This is a genomic window from Flavobacterium gelidicaeli, from assembly GCF_013294005.1.
Taxonomy (GTDB): Bacteria; Bacteroidota; Bacteroidia; order Flavobacteriales; family Flavobacteriaceae; genus Flavobacterium.
On sequence record NZ_JABSNK010000037.1, the window covers coordinates 1 to 1,340 of the forward strand.

Sequence of the window (1,340 nt, forward strand, 5' to 3'; positions counted from 1 at the left end):
GCGGGGTTAGGCTTCAGACAAACAAAGGGTTGTATTTCAACAATGACTCCACAACGCCTAGCGACGCCACTTCACAGTCTCCAACCTATCCTACACATCATTTGTCCAAAGTCAATACTAAGCTATAGTAAAGGTGCACAGGGTCTTTTCGTCCCACTGCGGGTAAGCGGCATCTTCACCGCTACTACAATTTCACCGAGCTCATGGCTGAGACAGTGTCCAGATCGTTACACCATTCGTGCAGGTCGGAACTTACCCGACAAGGAATTTCGCTACCTTAGGACCGTTATAGTTACGGCCGCCGTTTACTGGGGCTTCATTTCAATGCTTCTCCGAAGATAACATCTCCACTTAACCTTCCAGCACCGGGCAGGTGTCAGGCCCTATACTTCATCTTACGATTTTGCAGAGCCCTGTGTTTTTGATAAACAGTCGCCTGGACCTCTTCACTGCGGCCAGCATTGCTGCTGGCGACCCTTCTCCCGAAGTTACGGGTCTATTTTGCCTAATTCCTTAGCCATGAATCTCTCGAGCACCTTAGAATTCTCATCTCGACTACCTGTGTCGGTTTGCGGTACGGGTACTATTAACCTGAAGTTTAGAGGTTTTTCTTGGAAGCCCTTAGGTGCACTATCTCTTCGTCCGAAGACTCCGAGTACTATCGTATTTCCCCAAGCCGCGTGGATTTGCCTGCGCAGCTTATAGGTAGGTACTTCAACGAACTATTCCGTCAGTTCGCGGCACTTTCATCACTCCGTCACCCCATCACAGTTAACAGTAGTACGGGAATATTAACCCGTTGTCCATCGACTGTCCCTTTCGGGTTCGCCTTAGGTCCCGACTAACCCACAGCTGATTAGCATAGCTGTGGAAACCTTAGTCTTTCGGTGTGCGGGTTTCTCGCCCGCATTATCGTTACTTATGCCTACATTTTCTTTTCTCACCGGTCCAGCATACCTTACGATACACCTTCTACCCTGTGAGAATGCTCCCCTACCACTTACAATAAATTGTAAATCCATAGCTTCGGTAATATACTTATGCCCGATTATTATCCATGCTCGTCCGCTCGACTAGTGAGCTGTTACGCACTCTTTAAATGAATGGCTGCTTCCAAGCCAACATCCTAGCTGTCTATGCAGACAAACCTCGTTCTTTCAACTTAGTATATATTTGGGGACCTTAGCTGATGGTCTGGGTTCTTTCCCTCTCGGACTTGGACCTTAGCACCCAAGCCCTCACTGTTACGAAACATTATATAGCATTCGGAGTTTGTCAGGAATTGGTAGGCGGTGAAGCCCCCGCATCCAATCAGTAGCTCTACCTCTATATAACTTTAA

At 47.8% G+C, this 1,340-nt stretch carries 1 rRNA gene; it reads right to left on the reverse strand.

What is annotated here, in order from left to right:
* Nucleotides 1–1,340: ribosomal RNA gene (locus HNP99_RS17590) — 23S ribosomal RNA — on the reverse strand; the annotation flags it as partial.